This is a genomic window from Bacterioplanoides sp., from assembly GCF_965219715.1.
In the GTDB taxonomy this organism is placed as follows: Bacteria; Pseudomonadota; Gammaproteobacteria; order Pseudomonadales; family Oceanobacteraceae; genus Bacterioplanoides.
Genome location: NZ_OZ244785.1, coordinates 3,296,502 through 3,319,393, shown reverse-complemented (window position 1 = coordinate 3,319,393; position 22,892 = coordinate 3,296,502). Strand labels below are relative to the sequence as shown.

Sequence of the window (22,892 nt, the reverse complement as noted above, 5' to 3'; positions counted from 1 at the left end):
AAATGACGACACACTTTTATAACCCGTATCATTTTGTGCCTTTCTCTGATCAGGGTAAGCGTAAGAAATCGAATGATCTTGACCCCAGAGACATCAACAATGGCCTGACTCAGGTTCGCCACGATGCGCTGCTACCAGAATTAAACTCAGGCACATTAAAAGTGCGCTGTAAAACCCTCAGCCCTTTAGCCATTGGTGGCGAGCAGAAAAAAGGAAATAAAAACAATAAGACCCCCAACGACATCATACCCTTTCATATCGGTGGTGAACTGGCGATCCCTGGCAGTTCATTGCGCGGCATGATCGCCAATGTGGCGGAAATATTATCCGACTCGCCCTTAAGAGTCGCCAATAGCAGCCAATACAGTGGCCGCACAGCCATGGGGAACGCGCTATCTGCGATTGGCGAATTAGAAGTCGATAGTGACGACAATTATTTTATTATTCCATTAAAATTACCGACGCTCTCTTACAAAGAGAATAAAGATAGAAAATGTTTTTACGTAGATAAAAAGTGGCGAACCGCGTTTGATGATTGCTCATCATTACATGAATGTTTAGGGGTATATATTGGCGAATACAATAAAAGAGACAAAGGAAAAATACTCTGGAAAGATGAGGATTTACAATCCAAACCCATTTTTTATTTACCGCTCAATGACAATGTGCGAAGAATTTCACTCAATGGCAAGATTTTCCACAATAACAGTTTTCATATTAAAATCCAAGAACCAAATAACCGGCCTAAGTCCCATTATTTGTTAGCGCAAAATATTTTTCAGAATAAAAAAATACTGCCTAAAAAACATCAGGAAAGAAGCAGCGAAGTCGCTGGCATAATCTACGCCTCTGGAGCGCCAGTTAATGACCGCTTATGGGGCAAAAAACACGAATGGTTTATTCCTTACGATAAAGAAAAAATAAAACAGCGTAAGCGTATTCCTATCCCATCCGAGGTATTAGAGCGCTTTCATACCATTGCCGAAGCCCGTTATGAAGAGGATAACAGCCTGCCTTATCGCCCTGTTGGCAGCGCCAAAGGAAACGAGGATGAGTTTCGTAAGGTGCAATCCGGTGATCTGATCTATTTCGATATCAAAGATAACGAAGGTCAGCTCCAGGTTTCCAACCTGGCGTACTCTAGCTTATGGCGTGATGAATTAGGCGAGAGTGCCGACTACCTGGGGGACTATGGCAGCATTGCTCAACGCAGGGCAAAGCAAGACAACAAAAAAGAACAAGACCAGCAGCAAGAACAGGCTATCCAGCTATCACCAGCGGAGGTGCTGTTTGGCATTGTTGAAGACAGCAAAAAAGTCCGCGAAACCATCACCCTGGCATCGCGCCTGCGTTTTCACAATGGTGCCTTTGAGCAAACAATCAAAGTCAACGAACACCATTGTGGGCAAAACGCTATTGTATTGGATACCCTCAATTCGCCGAAAGCACCCTCACCGGCTATGTATTTTTCGACCGCACAAGGGGAACTGGTCAATAAACAAACCATGGCAAATCCCGATCAGCGTAACAACGCCATCCCCAATGGCTGGAAACGTTATTTACCCCACCCGGAAAAACTGCAATATTCACCACAGGATTTTTATACCCAAGGAGCAACAGACCACCTGAAAAGTAAGGTCTACCCGGTTGCCAAAGGTTTGGATTTCAGCTTTGAAATTGACTTCCAAAATTTAACCGACGCCGAGCTGAATCTGCTGTGCCAGAGCCTGAACCCAGGGGAAGATTTTATTCACCGCTTAGGCATGGGCAAACCGCTTGGCTTGGGCATGGTGCAGGTGAAAGATATCCACATCAAGCCGTTAAAAACTGAACAACGTTATCAGCTGCAGGAATTAAACAGCAAAGGTGTCGGGCCAAGCATCAAAGCCGGTTGGCGCAGTGTCGGAGACCAGCATTGGCTGCAAAACCAACAACTGATTGATAGTGATAAACAAGCCTATTTATTGCAACTGGGTAGAACCGCTTCTTTGCAAAAAGACGTACCGGTACATTACCCTTTGCCTGAAAAAGGTTCCGATATTTTTAAATGGTTTGTTAACAACGACCACAAAGACGTAACCAGTCAGCATTTGGGCGGTAAGCGTTCGGCGGAAGACAAGCTAGCACCATTGAAAGAAAACAAAGAGCCGCCCAAACAACAGAAAAATAATAACAATACCTACAAGCGCAACTAACTACTATGACTAATCTATTTTACGACAGCGAGTTTACCGGTTTACAACAGGATACCAGCCTTATCAGCCTGGCGTTGATCAGTGAATGTGGCAAAACCTTTTATGCCGAATTTAACGATTTTAATTACCAGCAAGTTGATGATTGGCTGCAAGAAAACGTTATCAACCACTGCCGCTGGATCGCGGATAAACCCACCCCTTTCGTTCAGCAGCAGGAAAACCAGACCTTGTGTTATGGCGACCGCCAGTATATCAAAAACGCACTGCAAACCTGGTTAACACAATTTGATGCCATCCAGATATGGGCAGATTGTCCGGCCTGGGATTGGGTACTGTTTTGTCAACTGTTTGGTGGTGCGTTACATATCCCCGGCAATATTCATTATATGGTTGCCGATTTATCAACCGCGTTACGCCTCAAAGGCATCGACCCGGATATAAACCGCGAACAGTTTGCTGCCATGCAGCCTCATCAGGATAATCAAAAGCATAACGCCTTATGGGATGCCAGGGTACTGCAGGCCTGTTACCAAAAGCTCAAACTGGACTAACCGGCGCGTTATGAATTCTTCCCCGCCGCTGCAGCATAATTCGGGCAATTCCAGCACTCTGCTGAACCAGTTATTGCCATTACAATCTCTCGGTGTATGTCTGGAGTTTGTGCGCCATAGCCAGTGCCGTTTTCACCACAACAGCGCGGTTAATGCCTTAATCCGACGGTTAATTCGTGGCAATACAGCCGCAGAGCGGCAAATGCCTTTTGCCAATAGCGAGCTGAGCCGCTACCTGTTAATTGATGTTCCGGAAAATGGTCGGCTGGAATATCAGCCGGGTGAATTATATCATTTCTCAATTATTGCTCTGCCGGGCAGTGAAGCTTTGTTATTTCACCTGGTCAATCGTCTCAAAGCGCTGCCGGTATCACTCGCTGGTAACAACAAAAAATCGGATTTTTTCACTGACAATATCCGCCTGCATCAGCTAACCGATAATTTTACTCAGCAGGTGATTACCGATACTGAATACCTGAGCCAATACGCTGAACAGCAGCTACAAACCGAAAGTGCAATCTGGCAACAACAGCAAGATTTTTCCTGGCATTGGTTAAGCCCGGCGAAAATATTAAAAGCAAAAAATAATCAACAACGTTACAACGATGATCGTTATTGCGCCGATGCCAGTGATCTGAGTGGCGAATTATTATTTAACCGCTTGTACGATGCCTGTAACACCCTGCTACGTGAACGCCAGTTACAGGTGTTACCGCCCCGGCCACCAGCTCCGGAAATAAGCCAACAGCAACATTATTGTTTTTGGATAGACAGCCATAACAAAGATGAACAAATGGGCGGGTTATTGGGCCATCATACCATTAGCCTGCCCGCAGATACTGACAGCTTCTGGTACCAGCTGTTAATTCTGGGTCAGTACCTTGGCCTGGGGGTTAAACGCAGTTATGGCTGGGGCCGTTATTGGTTACAAACGGATGAAGGCGGCAGAACTTATCGCCGCTTGGCAGCAGCACAAAGCTTATTACCCGGATTGTTAAACGAATCCAGCTTACAACAAGCCTGGCGGGATAAAAAAACATCACCGATTAACCGCCGTTATAAATGGCAATACGAAACCCAACAACTGGAACAAGACAGCTCTTTTTATTCTGACGAATTGCCCGATTCAATCCGCCGTCGTGCCAGTCAGATTCTCGCCGGAGAGTATCAGGTACCCGGTTTATCCGGTTATCTGGTCGACAAACCCCAGGGAGGTATCCGGGCACTGGCAGTACCACCGTTTGGTGATCGTATTATTCAGCGGGCCGTAGCAACGAAGCTGGGCGCTATGTTAGACCGCCTGATGGGCGACCGCAGTTTTGGCTACCGTAAAGGATATTCACGACAAAGCGCCGCCGATCAGATTCAGCGTGCCTACCGCCAGGGAGCAGGCTGGGTATTAGATGCTGATATCGATGCATTTTTTGATCAGGTTGAACACCATCATATAGCCTGCCGGCTACAGGCATTATTTCCGGATGACCCGCTGATTTATTGGCTGATGCAATGGCTGGCAGCGCCGGTTAAATTCCAGCAAAAAACAGTACAACGTGACAAAGGCCTGCCCCAGGGGTCCCCCATTAGTCCGCTACTGGCTAATTTGATGCTGGATGATTTTGATGCCGATATGAAACGCCAGGGCTTTAATACGATCCGTTTTGCCGACGATTTTATTGTTACCTGCAAGACACAACAGCAGGCAGAAAAAGCACAGCTCGCTGCGTTAAAATCGTTAAATGAACATGGCCTGACGCTGAAAAAATCCAAAACCCGGATCACCTCTTTCGAGCGTGGTTTTCATTTTATCGGTTATTTATTCTGTAACGATCTGGTGCTGGACGTTGGTAGTGAATACAAACAAAACGACCCGCACAACGCAGCCAATAAAGATCAGACCAGCGGTTGGTTAGCTGCCTGGCAACAGCAACACCAGACGGGTTCAGAAACAGGTGCAGAAGCGACAACAGCCGCGCAAAATCCGTTACCGGTTTATAATAATCAGCAACCCTATGCCGTTGGTTTGCGTAATCAGCTCGGTAGCCTGATTACCATAACCGGCAAAAACTGCGTGCTCAGCAACCGCAACGAACGGCTAGTGGTTAGCCGCGAAGATGAAACCCTGATTAACGTGCCCTGGCGCGGCTTACGAGCAGTATTATTATTAGGCCAGCACCATATTACCCACCCCGCTATGTTAAAAGCACTGCAGCATCAGGTACCCATTCACCTGACCGACTTTCGGGGTCGTTATCAGGGACAGCTCAGCCATGGACAGCCGGTTAACGGCCACAAACTCTGGTTGCAACAACAAAGCGCCAGCAACAACCACTCCCTGTGCCTGCATATCAGCAAAGAAATTATTAACGCCCGGATACGCCACCAACAGGAAACCCTGCGCCAGAAAGGCTGGCCAGTGCCACCCCAATTAGGACAGGCTCTCAGCCAGCTGCAACGTGCCAGCTGCAATGAGCAGATACTGGGCCAGGAAGGACTGGCGACACGTTATTATTTTTCGACAATACAAAATCAGCTGGAACCCCAATGGCAATTTAACGAACGCAACCGTCGGCCACCCAAAGATCCGGTTAATGTGATGTTATCCCTGGGTTATACCTGCCTGCATGCCAATGTTGATGCTCTGATACAGGTTGATGGTTTATGCCCACAAATTGGTTTTTTACATCGCAGCCATGGCCGCTTCAGTGCACTGGCGGCCGATTTAATGGAACCTTTCCGCCATATTGTTGAACGCACAACGCTGACATTAATTAATACCCAACAAATAAAGGTCGGTGATTTTTCCTGGCAAGCCCGGGGTTGTATTATGGCACCCCAGGCTAAACGCCTGTTTTTAGCCAGCCTGGCTTCCCGCTTTGAAACCCAGCTAAAAGACAGGGATGGTAAAACCGGAAGCTTATGTGAACATATCAGCTGGCAAAATAACCGCCTGAAAGAGATGTTACGTGGCCAGGGTGTTTTCAAAGCCTGGCGATACCGTTAATATGTGTTTTATCTTTTAACCGGATTAAAAGATAAATGCTGCAATGTTAACGGGTTGTAGCAATCTGATGACAAAGCTCTTTAACAATCGGTCGCCATAGCCATATAAATCAAACACTTAACGTTGATTTATGGTTGTTAACTGGCAAAAAACAGTGTGTGCAGAACAGTGAATCTGCTGAGTCGCCCAAATAGCCGGGTAAGAGATTGATAAGGTTGGAAAAATAGTGTGTGCTGATTCAGCAGCACTAAGCCGCTAAGGCAGTGAGACCGAAAGTGAATGCTTTATTAATTGGAGTTGAGAGATTCAGCAGCACTAAGCCGCTAAGGCAGTGAGACTACAGGATAAATTGAGTAAGAATCGAAGGTTTCGATTCAGCAGCACTAAGCCGCTAAGGCAGTGAGACATAACTGAAGTCAGAGTTAATACTTTTTTCATTGATTCAGCAGCACTAAGCCGCTAAGGCAGTGAGACTTTTTGGTGTTTTGGAAAAATTTCATTTTGTAGATTCAGCAGCACTAAGCCGCTAAGGCAGTGAGACAATAGGTTTTACATTTGGTGGTAAGACCATAAGATTCAGCAGCACTAAGCCGCTAAGGCAGTGAGACATTCTTTCTTTTTTTGCTTCGAACTTTTTTCATGATTCAGCAGCACTAAGCCGCTAAGGCAGTGAGACGGCATAAAGCTTCCTTATTTAGAAAAATGAATGATTCAGCAGCACTAAGCCGCTAAGGCAGTGAGACCCATGGATAATGCGTGTCGGCACGGTGAATTTGATTCAGCAGCACTAAGCCGCTAAGGCAGTGAGACTAAAAGGTATCACCACGAGGGTTAGTAAGAAGGATTCAGCAGCACTAAGCCGCTAAGGCAGTGAGACTAATTTACGAAACATAGTAATTTCCTTAAAAGGATTCAGCAGCACTAAGCCGTTAAGGCAGTGAGACACAAATTTGATGTCATCTCAGGCAAAGTATCAAAGATTTAGCAGCACTAAGCCGTTAAGGCAGTTTTAAAAGCCGCTGTTTAAGGAGTTAACTATGCTGAAATATTATTTAATCTGCTTTGATATCAGCAATAACCGCAGCCGTCGCCGGGTTGCTAACCTGCTGCTGGAATATGGCGAACGTATTCAGAAGTCGGTTTTTGAAGTAGCGATAAAACGCGACAATGAATTATCTTTGTTAAGAAGTGAAATTCAGCCGTATATGGAAAACGGAGATGATCTGCGGTTTTATTTTTTACCGCCGGAAAGCCGTAAAAACAGCCAGGATTACCAGGGACGGCCATTAAAAGAATTTCCGGCCAGTATTATTATCTGAACAGATAGCAAGCAATACCTCTGCTACAGGCTTTTGCCATTGTATTACTGCGCTGAATCAAAACGTTCGGCTATTGCCCCAACAGAGCACTTTACTTTTACTCCCTATATAATTATTAATAGTCAGATTATCAGAAAGGAGATAGACATGGAGACTGACTTTTATAGCCGCCTGCGGGCTATTTACGATGGATTTAAGAAGGAAATTTCAGTACTGATACTGATTCTCGCGGTTCTGGTGGATGTTCTGCCTGATGGCCTTATTCCATCAGAAGCTGAACAGGAAATACAGATCGCCCTTATTTTCGGTTTATCGCTGATTATGATCGGCGTATTGTTCGAAATTCTTAATATGCTGCAGGAGAATTCCAACCGGGTAACAACACTGGAATTTACTGACCTTTCGACTGAAATCTACCGCCTGATCCAGAACGAACGCGAGATAAATATCCAGTATGTTGCCGTGGCCGGAATTTCCGGTTGGCCAATTCTGGCAAACTTTCTTGATGAAAATGACGCTAAAAGCCAGCTGCATAAAAAGAAAGTTAATATCGAAATTGCAGTTATTGACGAAAGTGTATTAGGCATGGTTGAAAAATCTCATGCACGTTACAGCGGTGTAACCAATACCGTCAGCGAAATTAATAAAATTAAAGATCGCATCGCTCGCAAAGGTTACAATAACGTTAATATTGAAGTGTATCAGTACAACTATATGCCAAACTTCGTTGGCTTCCTGGTAAATGATAACTACCTATTCTCTACTCTGTGTTATTGGGAAATCGAAGATGGCACAGAAGATGAATTGGTACTGCGTGGTGGTCGCCGGAATTATATTGTATACGATAAAAATGATGGCTTTGGTGGCGAATTTTATATCGCCCGTTTTAAAGGCTGGCTTAATTTTATCAAGCAAAAATACCCAAATACAGATAACCAGAATGCATATCAGACGGAAAGTCAGCAGGAAGTTATCAGTTAAGTCCATAACTGGGTAGGTTGCCAAAGAACCATTTAAAGCCGCATATCGCGGCTTTTTTTTCGCTCCGATTTCTCTATAATCAGTTTTTTATCATCACTGGTAATAGGGATATTTATGCTGCCTGAAGCCTTTACTCTGATCTGCCCGGATAATGATCTGGAAAGTCGTCATATCATCTGTAGCGCACACCAGCTGCGCAATAACAGCAACAGCCCGTTTTATCAGAAGATTCAGATTTTTGTTGGCCCCGCCAGAGAGTGGGCTATTGATCTGGATGTCTGCCCGCTAAGGGAGCTGAATCCCGATGGCAGCCTGGCAGAAGGTAAAAGTTACCGTGATATAGAAATTGCCGACAACAGCCGTTTTCTTGTGGCGGTTGAAGCATCAGCACACTGGTTCCGGCAGCATATTTTATCTCTTAATCTGCAATGGATAGATATCAAAGATAACAGCTATACCGACCAGCAAAGTGACAACTTTGATCAGCTGAGTTCATTGCACCAGTTTAATAGCCTGGTTAGCGATCAGCAGCTGGATGATTTTGCACTGAAAATAGCCATGAATGACCATCATTATTTACCTGGCTTATCCATGTTAGGCAGCAGCTATGATGAGTTGTTAACCATCCGCAAAATGGAGATGGCGGTCAGGGGCTGTATTGCATGGCAGGACACAGGCTCAGAAAATGTTGACACAGGGCTGGACTATAACCTGTTAAACCCGCAATCAGAACAGAGCTATCTGTATCAGGAGTTTATCGATAACTGGATCGAGCTGAAAAAAACAGAGAAAAAAACAGAGAAAAAAACAGAAAAAGAAAAAGAAAAAGAAAAAGAACTTTACCAGGTTAAAAATAGCATCAGGAAAAATAAAGTAATATTCCGGGAGTTTGAAGAAATTACTTTTATTCTTGCACCAGAGCGCTACCGTCCATTTTTTATAGATGCACTGCGTATACACCTGAGCAAAAAAGACTATATTGAATCAGCAGCAACCAACAAACCGCTGTTCTTTGATAACTGGATGGTATTTTATATCAAAGATGAAAACTATCCTCAGCCGTGCGACAGTGAGCCAGAAGTTCGGGAGCTCTACAATAAGGTGACTGCTGTTGAATTCTCTGGTTCCAGCCGCTATCAGAATGTATTTCATGAGATCTGTCAGTCAAACCAATATCAGACACTGTTCCAGCTGAGCTGCAATCGCGACCCCTATTCAACCTTGTTTTCTCTCGAACCCAGATACGGTAACAATGCCGCTGATTCGGCATTTCCGATATCCAATATTATTAACGATGCCCTTGCAGTTATCATGGAGCTGTCGCGGCCTGTGCGCCATTATGGCCTTAGTTGTATGCTGCCTTTGTTGCGAAACAGTGAGATAAATCCAGCCACCGAATCTGCTCACAAATATAGACCTTACAAGGAAGGTGACAATTCAGATAAAAGCTCGACTGAAACAGAGCATCAGAATAGTAATAACTTTCCAACAAATAACTATTACGAAGAAAAACAAAAAAACATTCTCAGCGAGATCAAATCAAGCTACAAAGAAATTTCTGACAAAGACAATAGAAACTGCGAATATTTATATAATAAAATATTCGATGAATACAATAACTACGCCATCAATAAAACGGGAAGCCAGTCTTTAAAACATCATGCTCTGGACGAAGCTAACTACGAATATATGGACTCTAATCTCAGAGAAAATATATTTGAACTGGAAGAGAACAAGAGTAAAAATAAAGAAATTGGTCCAATAAAAGAATTCAGACACCGTTCAGAAATCGCCTACATCGCTGAGAGAAGTTATATTGGAAAATCATCAATTACTTATAAAGTAAGAATCGATGAAGATACAGAAAAAAGTGTTGATGTGACCGCTTCCGTTAATCGCTTGAGGTTATATGAAAACTTTAATGGTGACAGAATCGCAGAAATTGGCTTTGAGCCTTTTTTTAAAAAGGGCAATAAAGAATTTCACAACAACTGGATTATTCCATTCAGCACTGAACCCGATGACCATGCACCATCGGCTGGGTTGCGATATGACCCATGTTTTGATACAGAAAAAAACAATCAAAAGTTTTTCCCCCGGGCACGATTAACAACGGATAAAGACACTTCATCCTGGTGGTATGACCTGGTATTTTCAGATTCACTCACGCTTGAGTTTCTTCAGTCAATGCAGCTGATTCATTGGCTTAAGTTTTCTGAGAAGCGACGTAACCTCTACGAAACCTTTATTCCTTATGACAAAGAGAATAAATCTTCCAGCTCCTCCGGTTCTGACAATATCATTCAATTATTATCCCATCTTTTCATTAATAAGAACAAAGAACTGCAAGCTTACTTACGGGAATCTATCAATCAATATCCGGACAACCGGATGTACGTTAATGTAAGTTATGCCCTGAGCGGTTTAACACCAGCTACCGAAGAACAACGACAAATATATGATCGCCAGTTCGCTTTAGCCCATTTTGTTGATAGCGGGACTGTCCATCAGGGGTATGCTTATGACAAACACTTTACCGAAGAGCTGATTGAACAACAAAAATACCGGCGCTGGTACGGTGCCGGTTATCAATCTGGCTATAACGATTACTGTAATGCCTATCTCGGTAGTGGCTGGTTTTTCAGTAACGTTATTGCACCAGACCACGTTCCGCAAATGTACCTGCGTATGTTAATTATGGCGATGTTTTATCACTCCGCTTTGAGGCATTTCAGTAGCGAAGTAACCAAAAAATCGGCAGCATTAAAAGGAACGGATACTTCGGCGCAACGCAAGGCATTTGATGACTTCCGTGATATTCGCCGGGACTTTATTTCATTTACCAACCGCTACTGGTTCGATCAGTTAACTCAGCAATCCCAGGGAAAGGAAATTTTTACTCTGCAGAAACAGGCTCTGGGTCTTAAGCATGAATACAATCTGATCAAAGAAGAAATGGGCTGGGCCGATGACTATATTGACTCATTGCAAAACAAATGGCGTCAGGACTCATCCGACAACCTTAACCTGATTGTAGGTGGTTTTGCTCTGTTAGCCTTATTTTTCCAGATTTTATCTTACGATAATAACGATATTGGTGGTATTAAGGTTTACTTATCAATAATGCTTACCACTATTTTAATTTTTTTTGCCACATTTCTTGATTCTGAACGAGTCGGGAAGATTAAGCGATTATTAAAAAACAACCTTTTATATGCAGTAGTTAGTGCAAATATCATACTGTTTTCCGGATTGGTATTGGTCAGTCCTTGCGAGGACTGGACACCACCATTTGAAGAAGATTCTTTAGCCAAAGAATCGCTTCATATCTGTCGGTTTGTCTCAGATGATTATGGCGATTTCAGTAATAGCGACACTGACAATAACAGCTCGGATATTGACAAGCTTGCCGGATATACATCGGAAACGAATAAAACCCATCATAGACCTTCCCCAGTACAACAACCCGAGGAAAGTCAAGATGAAGTTTCTGTCACCAATACTCATCAGTCTGCTACTGCTGAGCAGCAGTCAACTACACGCTCAGTCAGCAGCACCCAAGCCCCTGCCCGACCCGCAGCAGCCGGTACTGTTAGAACAACAAAACGATCAGTGTCCCAACCTGAGGCAACACACATGGGAGGTGGTCAGGTCAGGCTGGAAAAAGGGAAAAATAAAGGCAATGAAGAGCTGGGAGAAAGTTAAAGCCTGGCGCAACAGGCATAACAAATAGTTTTCAGAAATGGCAATCCGACAAGGTTGTCATTTCCTTGGTTTTCGGAATTTTTTTGTAGACTGGCCCTGGTTACAACAAGTCACTCAAAAGGAAACCGTTATGACTCATATTAGAGTAACTCTGTTATCAGCTCTGCTGACTACCGCTTCTGGCGCAACTGTTGCAGATGATAACAACCCGATTTACCTCAATGCGGCCATGGGAACAACCAGCTACGACAGCAACGCCGACAACACCTTTGGTTTAAAGGCCCAGGCAGGCTACGACTTATCAACAGTTGCTGCTTTTAAAGCCTTACCCGAACGCCTGAAAATCAGCGCCGAAGGCAGTTATACGATTTACGGTAAAGAATCTAAAGATTTACCTGGAAACTCGGAACTATCCACTACCTTACATGGTATCGGTGTCGGCGCACGCCTTGGCTACCAGCTGACGAGTAATACTACTGTCTATGGCATTTCTGGCATGGAGCTTATGCGAAGTGAAGCCAAACTGGAAGTAAATGGAAAAGAAGTATCTTCTGCTAAGAGTGATATTAAAAACAACATATATTTTGGCGCTGGAGCTCAGTATGTTCTTGATAACTTCAAAGGCAGTGATGTAGCTATTGCCGCCGAGTATAAGCTTGTCGATAACATCAGCTTCCTCAGTGCCGGAATTTCGTTCGGCTATTGAAAAATAGTTTAAAAAATAAACTTAATCTAACTCTACGCTTTGCACCACTTGTTCTGAGTGGTGCATTTATTGATATTACCTCAGGTGCTGTTATGAAGCTTTTCAGCGAACCTAAAAGGACTCTGGTTGTCAGCTCTGAGCGGATGCCCGGTGCCATTCTTTCCAGTTTGTATTCTGCCGCAATGATGCCAGAGCCTTTTATTCCAAACTGTATTTTTTTACATAGTTCTTACTGTCAGAATGAAACAGTAAGAAATGCCAAATCCCTGCCGCACTGGAATCCCCTTTGTACGCAGCTGGGGTTAAATACTAATAACATAATGTTTGAGTATATTGACTGTAAAAATCCGGACATATGGGTTGCAGATTTTTTGAAAGAACAGTGTCGTAACCCTGCCAATCACTTGTTATGGGTTGTAGATAAAAGTTATGAAAGAATACTACCAGAATTAAGCCAATTATTTTCTATATTCTCTTCTCCCGGAGATTCTTTGTGTCGATTGATAATTGACAAAAAATATGATAACCATAAAGAGTTTTATTATCCAGGACAGAGGGACCCGCTTTCGGTCGATAGACAACGTCAGTTTTCTTCTGCCTCAGTTAAGCTGGAGAATATTCCATTTATAAGACTTAATGCTGCTACAATGGCAAGCGGAAAAATTACTAATGATATATTATCTCAAACAGGAAAATTACTGTCACCACAGATTCTAACCATTTATCCAGATAGACAAAATATTCAGGTTGGGCCACACATTATAAAAATGTCTCCCTTACTATTTGCCTTTTACTTCTGGATGGTTCGTTTAAGAAAAAGATCTGGTAATACATTCACTCCTGATGCCGGGTTTATCAGCTACGATGATCAAGGTAGGTCCACCGAGTTTTTAAATATATACCGGCAATACTGTGATGAGCTTTCTTCACATTACGAAAAAACTGAAAATGCTCTGGCTTCCGGCTTTCCCAAAGATTACTTTTTCGAAAAGGTATCCCTGATCAAACGAACTTTTAATGAAGTACTGGGAGACATAGCCGATGCCTATGTTATTCATAGCATCGGCAAGCGCCACCACACACGGTATGGTATCCACCTCCCTCCTCACCTGATCCAGTTTATAAGTGGCGATCCAGACGTCTGACAAGGTTGTCTTTCTCTCTATAATGTTTATTTATCGCTAACCTGGTCATAAATACTCTCCAATGGAGATCGTTATGATTCAAACATTTAACTCAAATAGCTTGCTGCTTGGTACAAATAACAACAAGGTTCTATACGCTCCGGGTGAAGCCCATTTAATGACCATAGGCCATACTGGATCGGGAAAGGGAGTTAATGCATTAATTCCGAATCTGCTTAATTACGCAGGGTCAATAATTTGTATTGATATCAAGGGAGAAGCGGCACAATTAACAGCCGATTACAGACGATCGATTGGTCAGGATGTATATGTGATAGATCCTTTTGACATCACTGGCACAGGGTCGCAGCAGGGCCTGGATCCGTTACAGATTCTCAACCACGGGCATGATGGTAAATCCTATAATGGTTCGGAACTGCCTATAGCTCAAAGTACCTTACTTGCAGAAGCAATCATTGGCCGGAAAGCCAGCAAAGATCCATTTTGGGATTTGAGTGCGGAGCAGCTGGTATCAGCTCTGATTTTGTTTATTGCTTTTGAGTGTCCACCACCGTTACGTAATATTAACGAGCTTTGTTTTCTAATGAACGAGCTGCGTAGTAACCCCAACGAACTCTTTGCCCGCTTCCAGACCTCAGGCAAAGCCGGGATAAGGAATCTGGAAAGCAGTTTTAAAATGGAAAGCCGGGTTTTTTCTTCTGTTGTGGCTACCGCTCAATCACGTATTGCTCCGCTAGCCTGTAGAGAGGCCGCCAGAGCTTTAAATAATTATCAGTCGTTTGATCTGAGTGCACTGACTGATAACCGGCCAGTATCCTTATATCTTGTGATGCCACCAGACATGCTTAATTATCAGGCACCAGTATTAAGACTATGGATAGCGACAATCTTCAGAGCAATATTTCAACGTAAAGCCCGCCCAGAGCTGCCTACAATCTTCTTTCTTGATGAGATAGCCCAACTTGGCCCTATCGATTCGTTACGCTAGGCAATCACCTTGATGCGGGGTTAAGGTTTACAAACCTGGAGTTTCTGGCAAGACCTATCTCAGCTACAACATCTCTACAAAGATGATTGGCCGACACTGGTAAACAACAGCCAGGTTCTGCAACTATTCGGGGCACCTACAAGGTTGGCCGCAGATGCAGCTATATCACTGCTCACCAACATGTCTTATCAAGAACTGCTCGAGTTACCCCCTCACGAACAGGTAATTCTTCTAAACGGACAAACATTGGTCAACAATAAAATCAATTACCTCACCACTCCCCTGCTATCTGAACGGTGCAAACCATCACTCAGACGTCGGGGCCAACTTCCAGACAATACAAATTGCTTGCTTAGGGTTTATTGAAAATCAGCTTTTTTGTACCTTCGATTTATTAACAAGAAATATCCTGACCAACAAACCGGTTTCGGCCAGCGGCTTTCGCGCCATACAACATCTGATCGGCACAGGATAATAACTGCTCTTTTTCGTCAGTGGTTTCTGGCAAACAGGTAGCCAAGCCAACCGACACGGTGACATGATCCGCCACATCGGACTTGTTATGTCTCAGATTAAGTTCGGTAATGGCCCGCAACACCCGCTCGGCCATAATTTCCGCGTGTTCGTAATCGCTGTTGCCCAACACCAGAATAAATTCTTCGCCGCCGTAACGGGCACATAAATCCCCCGGGCGACGAGCCAGCTTTTGCAGACAACGGGCAACATCTTTCAGGCAAGAGTCACCTGCCAGATGACCATAAGCATCGTTGTATTGTTTAAAGTAATCGATATCGATTAAAAGAATAGAAACCGGCAATTTAAGCCGGGCGCAGCGACGCCACTCCATCAGCAGAAACTGCTCAAGGTAGCGACGGTTGGCAATATTGGTCAGGCCGTCCATGCGCGCCTGTGCCAGCAATGCCTCTTCGGTTGAGCGCCGCTCGGTAATATTGGTGTGGGAGATCACAAAATAGCGCAGGCCAGCAACCTCGAAACCACGCACGTACATTTTGAACCAGCGACGCTCATCGTCGCTGTGGCAGGGGTATTCGAAGGAGAAACATTCTTTGCTACCCGACACCACTTCCAGAATGCCGCTGAGTGCAACATGTGCAAAGCCATCCCCCTGCTCCGCTGCCGCTTTGGAATTGTCGAGGTAGTTTTTACCAATCCAGTAATTGGCGCGTGACGCCGCGCCATTGTTGGCCGCAAATGAAACCCAGGGCTGATTAACGTAAACGATTTCGCCCTGTGGATTAATCACACACAGAGTATCAGGAACATGATCGAGAAGTGCCCCAAGACAGTCGAGGCTGTGCTGAAATTGTGCCTCCATCATCTGGTCTCCATGGCAGCTTAGCGATTCGGTTCCTGCTGTTATCCGTCTTTTCCTACAGCCAGACAAAAAGGAACAGTGAAATCCAATATAAGCCACATCTTACGCAGAAAAAATCCGACAAAATAGTGTCATAAAGTTACAGCGTGTTCAGAGACTCTTATGCTTAACCTCGATTTCAGCCAGCGTGTGGTTATTAACAGCAACGACATGGAGTGGTCACAAAGCCCGATGCCCGGCGTATTACGTAAACGTCTGGCGCGCGAAGAGGCAGAACGCGGTCATGCCACCAGCATTGTGAAATATATGCCGGGCTCAAGTTTTAACGCCCACCCGCACCCGCTTGGGGAAGAAATCTTTGTATTAGAGGGTGTGTTTTCTGATGAAAGCGGCGACTACCCGGCAGGCAGTTATATCCGTAACCCGGAAGGTTTTATCCACGCGCCATTCAGCAAAGATGGCTGTACCATTTTTGTGAAGTTACATCAGTTCCAGCCAGACGATACTCAGCAGGTACGCGTTGATACTCACAATGCGGAATTTCTGCCGGGAATGGGTGGCTTAAAGGTATTACCACTGCATGAGCATAATGGTGAATCGACCGCTCTGGTATTCTGGCCAGCCGGTGAAAAATTCCAGCCACATACCCATTTGGGTGGTGAAGAAATTCTGGTGATTTCCGGTGAATTTATTGATGAACACGGTCGCTATCCGGCAGGTAGCTGGTTGCGCAGCCCACATCTGAGCAAACACTTCCCCTACGTCGAGCAGGATACGTTAATTCTGGTGAAGGTTGGTCACCTGCCCGACTGATACAACGAATATCATTTTCGCCCAATCAACAGCGGCTTTTGTCGGCGCTGGCACGGGCGTAGTGAAACCAGAACGCCTTGCTCTGTGAGTACAGCATCGGCGCCTGAATCGCATGTACCTGACCAAAATTCCCCTGACAGCCCGACCAGCGTTGATAACCCGTTTTCAGCGTGGCGGGAATTTCAAACTCCTGCTCCATCTCATAGCCGTACCAGGCCAGCCAGACTTCATCGCTGGTTAACGGCTGGCGCGCCAGCGACGCCGGGAAACGCGTCAGGCCAATGGTCGCCTGTGGATAAGCGAGCTTGAGGTTACCGGTATCAACATCATAACGGGTCAGAATCTGTGCCTCGCTGAAGTCGACCTTACGCTCCGCCAGTGTTTCAATAACCGCCTGATAAGGGTAATTCACCCGATAGAATTTATTCAGCTTGTCCGCCTGCATCACCCGGGCAGCCACAACAGTGAGGCTGGCAAGCGCAGCCAGAGTAATGGCAGCAAACCACAGTTTTTGATAATTCAGGCGCCGCTGAGTTAACACCAGACCAAACCACACCGGAATTAACACCAGAAACGGCAGTAGCCAGGCTTCCCTGAAATGACGAGCACCGGCAAAAACCAACAGCAACAGACCAACCAAAATGGCCAGCAATAAATGCTGTAACCAGTGTCGCTGCCATAGGGATTCCTTTGCCACAGGCGTGCTGGCAAAGCGGTATAACAACCCGGCGACAATCATAAACAACCAGAGTGAGTTAAAAATACGCTGCTGCAGCTGATCGAGACCCATAAGAATACCGGCATCCTGATGGCGCCCTGCCATTTTATTCAGGGTGGGGGCCACCTCGGTATCCCAATGAACAATCACAGCGATCACATGAGGCAGAAAAATCGCCAGCGCAATCAGAACACTCAGCCATAAGCGGCGATCCCGCAGCAGTGGCTGCAGTCGGGTAGAAAACGCGGCAGTCGCTAACACCAGCAGCAGAAACATCGCAATGTTGTGCTTCGATAACAGTGCTAAGCCAATCACCAAACCCAGGGTTGTGTAACGCGCTGTGGATGGTTTTTCCTGCAACGACAATACCGACGCAACCACCATCAAGGTTGATAGCGTTGCCATTAATGTGTGGGTCAGATCCTGATGAGGCTGCACCGCCAATGGCGGAATAAACAACACACAGCCAGAGGCGATAAATGCGGTAATACGCTGTTTGCCGATGCGATAAACCAGCAGAAATACCAGCGCATGAATAGCCGCCAGCGTCAGATTATTAAGCACCACCACGGCCAGCAGATTGGTACCTAATAGCGCAAAGAAGGCTTGTTGCAGCCAGGTGTATAACGGCGGTTGAGCGTTGTAGCTGATCAGCAAAAACTCGCTCATATGAACCTGTTCCGCTTCGTCCCAGGTCAGGGTTGGCGACAGCCATAGACGAATCAATGTGTGCAGTAAGAAATATCCCAGCAGTAATTGCAGATAGATACTGACGGGACGAATGCTGAGCTTCAGTGGTGAGTAGCCGGGGCTGTAGGGACGATCCATGCTCCCTCCGAATTTACGAAGATCTGAACGACAGGTTTTTAACTATAGTGCATCGGTTTGATTGCAAAGAGATGAAAGTTTTCAGCCACCTGCAGCAGGACCAAAAGCGGCTCTCCTTGTCCGCTATTACATTGATATTCAGTTAGCCGGACATTCAATTAGCCAGTCAAATAAGTGCCCGTACCGACAGCAATTAACTGACCTTCTTCGTTGTGGAATTCCATACGGGTTACGGCAACTTTATTACCGATACGCAGCAAGGTTGCGCTGGCGACAAATTCTTTGCCTTTACCCGGGTGTAAGAAGTCGACCCGCATATCGATGGTGCCCAGTTTGGATAGTTGCTGAGGGCGCTGTTCCTTTGGAATCTCGTGACGATTCATCCGTTGCCAGGTTGCAATCAATGCCATGGCGCCGCCGGTTACGTCCAGTGCCGTGGAAATAGCGCCACCATGCAGAATGCCCTGCAGCCAGTTGCCGACCAGATCATCTTTCATGCTCATGGTGAATTCACAACGATCGTTGCTCAGTAGCTTAGGCTTCAGCCCGAGTAACTTGTTAAACGGAATCTGATCGAGAAAGTTCATCGTCAGATTCAACTCCGTTTTGGTAAACCCTTCTGCCTGTACTTCATCACGCTGGCTGTGGTCAGTCATATTCTCACCTTGTACCTTCACTTGTTTTACATCGAGCCGCTACGCGTTTGCGTATACCAATGGGATGTCACCAGCGACTCAGCTGTTGTCGTTTATTATTGTTTCCGACGGCCTGCATTGTCATATAGCCATCGGCCGCGAGTAAATTGCCGATGCGACGCCGGGGCCTGTCCAATTCGCTCAGTCGTCGGTGCAAAACCGTCAGCTCTGATCCTGATCACGTCTTGCTCAAGTCTCAGGCGAACATCTCTGGCTGGCATAAAACTGTAACATTGGTGTCATAAAGTAACCGACCTAACCATTCTTTGCGGTATATCAGGCTCTAGTCCACGAACTCAATTATGATCAATAGAGTTAGCAGGCCCTTAGAGCTACAATCGGCATACTTATCAGTTCATACCTCCGGAGAGATTCCATGGCTTTTAGCGATGCCCAACGCATGTTCCCTGAGACCCGTATGCGCCGTATGCGCCGCGACGATTTTTCTCGTCGTTTAATGCGTGAGACTCAGCTGACAGTCGATAGCCTGATTTACCCAATGTTCGTATTGGAAGGCCATCAGGAACGTGAAGCGATTCCATCAATGCCGGGCATTGAGCGTTTATCCATCGACCTGATGGTTGAGGAAGTTCGCCACCTGGCCAAACTGGGCATTCCCGCAGTTGCACTGTTCCCGGTTACTCCGTTAGAAGCAAAATCGGAGCTGGCGGAAGAAGCCTTTAACCCGAATGGTCTGGCACAACGTGCCGTCCGTGCGATTAAAGATGCGGTACCGGAAATGGGTGTGATGACTGACGTCGCGCTCGATCCGTTCACCACTCACGGTCAGGACGGCATTATCGACGCCGAAGGTTATGTATTAAACGATCGCACCGTCGACACTCTGGTGCAGCAGGCGTTATCCCATGCGGATGCCGGTGCCGATATCGTTGCACCATCCGACATGATGGATGGCCGTATTGGTGATATCCGTGATGCGCTGGAAGAAGAAGCCTTTGTGAACACCCGCATTATGGCGTATTCAGCGAAATACGCGTCGGCTTATTACGGCCCGTTCCGTGATGCTGTGGGTTCGGCCGCTAACTTAGGTAAGGCGGACAAAAAGACCTATCAGATGGATCCGGCGAACAGCGATGAAGCGCTGCATGAAGTTGCTCTGGATTTATCCGAAGGCGCAGACATGGTGATGGTAAAACCGGGTATGCCGTACCTGGATATCGTGCGCCGGATTAAAGACGAATTAAAAGCACCAACTTTTGTGTACCAGGTAAGCGGTGAATACGCCATGCACAAAGCGGCGGCACAAAATGGTTGGTTAGATGATGAAGCTGTGATGCATGAGTCGCTGCTGAGCATTAAGCGTGCGGGGGCCGATGGCATCCTGACGTATTACGCTAAGCAGTATGCGGAGTGGCTGAATCGATAAACTTTAAACACTGTGTGCTTTATTCATCGGAATTATTTTTCCCCACCGCATCAGTGCGACGTCCCTGTCGCTTGATGCTAGCGGGACATCCTGTCCCTGTTCAGAAAAACAATTCTGATAACTAAAGCACTGGTGCCGAATACATCAGATTTAGCGAAATAACGAATCAGGTAAGCTTTAAATAGCAGTGATATGGATATCACGTTCGCCCGGCAGGGCCAGGGATGGCCCTTCGGGGCGGCGGCTTAAAGCTTACCTGATTTGTTATAAGCGAAAGGGAAAAACGAATGAGCGAAGCAGAAGTAACGGAAACACCCATCGATTTACACAGCAGCGAATATTATATTAATCGTGAACTCAGCCACCTGCAGTTTAATATTCGTGTTTTGGAACAGGCGCTGGACGAAAGCCACCCGTTACTCGATCGTTTATTTTTCCTGTGTATTTTCAGCAAAAACCTCGACGAATTTTATGAAGTTCGGGTTGCTAACTTAACCCAGCAATTAGCCTTCCGCCGTGAGCAAGCGGGTGCCGATGGCATGCACCCACAACAGGTTCTGGATGAAATTCACGAGCTGTGCAGCCAGACGGTTGAGCGTCAGTACGACATTCTTAACGATACCTTATTGCCTGCGTTAGAGCGGGAAAATATTCGCTTCCTGCGTCGTGCCGATTGGAACGAAGAACAGCGTGAATGGATTCGTGCGTATTTCGAGAAAAGCGTACAACCGCTAGTCAGCCCGATTGGTCTGGACCCATCTCATCCGTTCCCTCGTCTGGTTAATAAAAGCCTGAACTTTATTGTTGCGCTCGACGGTAAAGATGCTTTTGGTCGTGAAACCGGTCTGGCAATTATTCCGGCACCACGTTCGTTACCGCGAATTATTCGTCTGCCAGATGAGTTGTGTCCAAACGGTACACGGAAAGGTGATAACTTTATTTTCCTGTCGTCGGTGATTCATGAATACGCCGATGAGTTATTCCCGGGCATGTCGATTAACGGCTGTTACCAGTTCCGTGTAACCCGTAATGCCGACTTAGAAATCGACCATGATGATACTGCCGATTTAGCATCCGCGCTGGAAGACGAACTCCACTCGCGTAACTTCGGCGAAGAAATGCGTTTGGAAGTGGCGGATAACTGCCCGGACGAATTGGTTAACTTCCTGCTGACTCAGTTTAATCTGGATGAAAACGACCTGTTTAAAGTAAACGGTCCGGTCAACCTGTCACGTATGATGGAAGCGATTTTCCAGATTAATCGCCCGGATCTGCAATACGCGCCATTCACTCCAGGCTTGCCAAAAAATATTAATTTCAAAAAAAGCATCTTAGAAAGTATCCGAGAAAAAGATGCGTTGATGCTGCACCCGTTTGAGTCTTTTACTCCGGTTGTGGATATGTTGCGTGAAGCAGCAAAAGATCCTGCAGTGCGGGCAATTAAACAGACTCTGTACCGTACCGGTGCCAAATCAGAAATCGTTAATGCTCTGGTAGACGCTGCCCGTAACGGTAAAGAAGTGACCGTAGTAATTGAGCTGCGTGCCCGCTTCGACGAAGAAGATAACCTCTATCTGGCTAACCGCTTACAGGAAGCAGGAGCAGTCGTTGTATATGGCGTGGTGGGATATAAAACCCACGCCAAAGTGATGCTGATTGTGCGCAAAGAAGGTGATAAGTTTAAGCGTTATGTCCATCTCGGCACCGGCAACTACCACGCCGGTAACGCCCGGGTTTATACCGACTACAGCTTTATGACCTGTGATGACTCCATCGGTGAAGACGTGCATAAAGTCTTTATGCAGTTAACCGGTATGGGCGAAGCGTTACGTATTAAAAAATTATTCCACGCGCCATTTACCCTGCATAAAAAAATGATCGAACTGATCGATCGTGAACGTGCCCATGCCGAAGCGGGGAAGCCTGCATTAATTCGCATGAAAGCCAATGGCTTAACCGAACCCAAGTTAATTCGTGCGTTATATAAAGCCTCTCAGGCCGGTGTTAAAATCGATTTAATTATTCGTGGCATGTGTTGTTTACGCCCGGGCATTCCCGGCGTATCTGAAAACATCAACGTACGTTCGATTATTGGCCGCTTCCTGGAGCACACCCGGGTGTATTATTTCCAGAATAATGGCAAAGATGAAATATACGCCGCCAGTGCCGACCTGATGGAACGCAATTTATTAAATCGGGTGGAAACCTGTTTCCCGATTGAAGCCAATAAATTAAAAGAACGTATGAAGCGCGAACTGGAAGCCTACACACTGGATAACTGCCAAGCATGGGTTTTACAAAGTGACGGTCGTTATTTACGTCAACAACCAACCGACGGAGAAGAACTGATTAAAGCCCAGGCGATTATGCTGGAGAATCTGGCCACCTCCGCCTGATCACAACCGCCAGTTCTTTTGATCTGTGTCAGCCAATTATCGGTTCAACTGAACCTTTGGCTGACAATCCTCCCCTTTCCTTATCGGCCCCATTACGGCTACCATCGATTCCTCTAAAATCATGGAAG

Annotated in this window: 15 protein-coding genes and 1 CRISPR repeat array; of the genes, 12 read left to right on the top strand and 3 right to left on the bottom strand. The window is 45.8% G+C overall.

Going from position 1 to position 22,892, the window contains the following annotated elements; translation table 11 throughout:
- Positions 1–2 precede the first annotated feature (2 nt).
- The 9 genes from ACOQOZ_RS15525 to ACOQOZ_RS15485 all read left to right on the top strand — a co-directional run bounded on the left by ACOQOZ_RS15525 (position 3) and on the right by ACOQOZ_RS15485 (position 14,591).
- Positions 3–2,195, top strand: coding sequence for a TIGR03986 family CRISPR-associated RAMP protein (locus ACOQOZ_RS15525; RefSeq protein WP_420589065.1), 2,193 nt, complete (start codon positions 3–5; stop codon positions 2,193–2,195).
- A 5-nt stretch (positions 2,196–2,200) separates the two neighbouring features.
- Positions 2,201–2,746, top strand: a complete 546-nt coding sequence (locus ACOQOZ_RS15520; RefSeq protein WP_420589064.1) for a 3'-5' exoribonuclease domain-containing protein — start codon at positions 2,201–2,203, stop codon at positions 2,744–2,746.
- Positions 2,747–2,756: 10 nt separating this feature from the next.
- Positions 2,757–5,747, top strand: a complete 2,991-nt coding sequence (gene cas1, locus ACOQOZ_RS15515; protein ID WP_420589063.1) for a CRISPR-associated endonuclease Cas1 — start codon at positions 2,757–2,759, stop codon at positions 5,745–5,747.
- Between the two features lie 235 nt (positions 5,748–5,982).
- A CRISPR array of direct repeats spans positions 5,983–6,760; the repeat unit is 35 nt; unit sequence GATTCAGCAGCACTAAGCCGCTAAGGCAGTGAGAC.
- 24 nt (positions 6,761–6,784) lie between these two features.
- Positions 6,785–7,066, top strand: a complete 282-nt coding sequence (gene cas2 / locus ACOQOZ_RS15510; RefSeq protein WP_420589062.1) for a CRISPR-associated endonuclease Cas2 — start codon at positions 6,785–6,787, stop codon at positions 7,064–7,066.
- A gap of 147 nt (positions 7,067–7,213) precedes the next feature.
- The gene (locus ACOQOZ_RS15505) at positions 7,214–8,047 is read left to right on the top strand and encodes a hypothetical protein (RefSeq protein WP_420589061.1); all 834 of its coding nucleotides are present in this window, start codon (positions 7,214–7,216) and stop codon (positions 8,045–8,047) included.
- A 369-nt stretch (positions 8,048–8,416) separates the two neighbouring features.
- Positions 8,417–11,752: a hypothetical protein gene (locus ACOQOZ_RS15500; RefSeq protein WP_420589060.1), complete on the top strand. Its 3,336-nt coding sequence runs from the start codon at positions 8,417–8,419 to the stop codon at positions 11,750–11,752.
- A gap of 130 nt (positions 11,753–11,882) precedes the next feature.
- Positions 11,883–12,458 carry an outer membrane beta-barrel protein gene (locus ACOQOZ_RS15495; protein WP_420589059.1) on the top strand — a complete coding sequence of 192 codons (576 nt, stop codon included), beginning with the start codon at positions 11,883–11,885 and terminating at the stop codon, positions 12,456–12,458.
- Positions 12,459–12,550: 92 nt separating this feature from the next.
- Positions 12,551–13,603, top strand: a complete 1,053-nt coding sequence (locus ACOQOZ_RS15490) for a hypothetical protein (RefSeq protein ID WP_420589058.1) — start codon at positions 12,551–12,553, stop codon at positions 13,601–13,603.
- A gap of 73 nt (positions 13,604–13,676) precedes the next feature.
- Positions 13,677–14,591 (top strand): type IV secretory system conjugative DNA transfer family protein, encoded by a 915-nt coding sequence (locus ACOQOZ_RS15485; protein ID WP_420589057.1) that lies wholly within the window; start codon positions 13,677–13,679, stop codon positions 14,589–14,591.
- 394 nt (positions 14,592–14,985) lie between these two features.
- Here ACOQOZ_RS15485 and ACOQOZ_RS15480 read toward each other — a convergent pair whose 3' ends face one another.
- Positions 14,986–15,930 (bottom strand): diguanylate cyclase domain-containing protein, encoded by a 945-nt coding sequence (locus ACOQOZ_RS15480; protein ID WP_420589056.1) that lies wholly within the window; start codon positions 15,928–15,930, stop codon positions 14,986–14,988.
- A 159-nt stretch (positions 15,931–16,089) separates the two neighbouring features.
- Here ACOQOZ_RS15480 and ACOQOZ_RS15475 point away from each other — a divergent pair, with 159 nt between their 5' ends.
- On the top strand, positions 16,090–16,740 hold the full coding sequence (locus ACOQOZ_RS15475) for a cupin domain-containing protein (protein WP_420589055.1): 651 nt from the start codon (positions 16,090–16,092) through the stop codon (positions 16,738–16,740).
- A gap of 25 nt (positions 16,741–16,765) precedes the next feature.
- Here the strand turns inward: ACOQOZ_RS15475 and ACOQOZ_RS15470 are convergent, their stop codons facing one another.
- A complete protein-coding gene (locus ACOQOZ_RS15470) occupies positions 16,766–18,286 on the bottom strand; it encodes an ArnT family glycosyltransferase (RefSeq protein WP_420589054.1) in 1,521 nt (506 codons plus the stop codon).
- 158 nt (positions 18,287–18,444) lie between these two features.
- Entirely contained in the window at positions 18,445–18,942 is a 498-nt protein-coding gene (locus ACOQOZ_RS15465; RefSeq protein WP_420589053.1) for a thioesterase family protein, read from the bottom strand.
- A 415-nt stretch (positions 18,943–19,357) separates the two neighbouring features.
- On the opposite strand from ACOQOZ_RS15465, the gene hemB reads away from it, so the two are divergent.
- Positions 19,358–20,368, top strand: a complete 1,011-nt coding sequence (gene hemB, locus ACOQOZ_RS15460) for a porphobilinogen synthase (protein ID WP_420589052.1) — start codon at positions 19,358–19,360, stop codon at positions 20,366–20,368.
- Positions 20,369–20,655: 287 nt separating this feature from the next.
- Positions 20,656–22,764, top strand: a complete 2,109-nt coding sequence (gene ppk1, locus ACOQOZ_RS15455; protein WP_420589051.1) for a polyphosphate kinase 1 — start codon at positions 20,656–20,658, stop codon at positions 22,762–22,764.
- Positions 22,765–22,892: the final 128 nt, after the last annotated feature.